The 1,508-nt window shown below is 45.0% G+C and carries 1 protein-coding gene; it reads left to right on the forward strand.

Annotated elements, in window-relative coordinates; all coding sequences use genetic code 11:
• A partial coding sequence (locus tag ACFILZ_RS09750; protein ID WP_375682387.1) for a hemagglutinin repeat-containing protein occupies nucleotides 1–1,508 on the forward strand: 1,508 nt, incomplete at both ends.

The following is a 1,508-nucleotide window of genomic DNA, read 5'->3' on the forward strand; positions in this document are numbered from 1 at the left end:
AAAGGTTTGGCTGGTGTTAAAAACACCGATTTTGACGGTTCCAAACCACTGATTAGTGATGATCGATTAGATGGGATTATCAATGGTTTGAAAGGGCACAAAGGGCTTTTTGCACCAAGCACAAAAACACCTGCACCAGAATCCATACAGGTGCCAACGCAAGACGGGCTTAGCTCTGTTAAGACAGAATTGGAACAGACCCAATCACCGGATGTGCCGTTTTTAGTTGAGACGCGACAGGACTTTATCAATCCAAGCAAATTTTTAGGATCGGACTATTACTTAAAAAAGATTGGCAATTATAAGCCTGAGCACGTGTTCAAAAAGTTGGGGGATGCTTATTTTGAATATCGTCTGGTGGGTGAGCAAATCTTTGAACTGACAGGCAATCGCACTCTTCTTGATGTTGAAGATCCCAATGCTCAAATGCAAAGGCTCTATGACAATGCTGTGGAGCAGCAAGATCCCTTGGGGTTAGTGCTAGGCAAGCCCTTAACGCCTCAGCAAATTGCTGGGATCAAAAATGATATGATCTGGCTTGAGACCCACCTTGTCGATGGACAAGAGGTCTTGGTACCCCACGTTTATTTGGCACCAAACACTTCTTTAGCACAAGATGTTTATGGGGCAAAAACGCAGCAAGGAAACCTTGCCAGTGCACGTTTGAAAGGCAATGGCGTCACTATAGAGACGGACCGTCTTACCAATAGCGGCACCATATCAAGTAATGGTGCATTGCATGTTTCGACTACGCAAACTTTGTTTAATGATGGTGGTTTTTTGCTTGGCAGCGGTGCTGTAGATCTCAGCAGTGGCGATCTTTTAGCCAACTCTTCAGGGGTTATTCTGGGGGATATCATCACCCTCAATGCGAAGACAATCATTGATGGTACTGCAAAAATCCGTGACACGAATGAATATGGTTTTGTTGATCGCAGTGGGCAGCAGGCTCAAATCATTTCTATACAGGATTTAAACATTCACTCCCTTGGCGATTTAAGCATGACTGGTGGCCAATGGAGCAGTGGCGGTCCGATGACGGTGATTGTCGATGGTTCTGCTACGTTTGGTTCATTAGTACTAGAGAGTGACCATAAGGAGACATTGGAAAAAGGGCATTATAACGCCCAAAGCAGTGAGCACCATTTGGCAGAAGTCAACAGTGATGGAGATTTGACCATTGTCACAGGTGGTGATCTTAACCTTGGGGGAAAGTTTAAAGCCAAGGGCAATGGGGATTTCACCAGTGGTGGCGCTCTCAACGCGATTTCAGAGCAAGATTTTAACAGTTTTGATTTGGATCTGAGGGGCAAAGAAGGCGACAAATCGAAGCAAAAGAATAAGTTTCGTCAACAATCAACAGAAGTTACTACAAACAAAACCACGATAGAAACAGAGGGCAACCTCTCCATGCATGCGCAAAATGGGGATCTCACGCTTGATGCGGCAGGGCTATCAAGTGGTGGTCAGACGCATTTGGCATCAGATACGGGAAAAATCAAGTTTCT

Source organism: Bartonella sp. AP40SXNS (assembly GCF_042195825.1).
Classification (GTDB): Bacteria; Pseudomonadota; Alphaproteobacteria; order Rhizobiales; family Rhizobiaceae; genus Bartonella.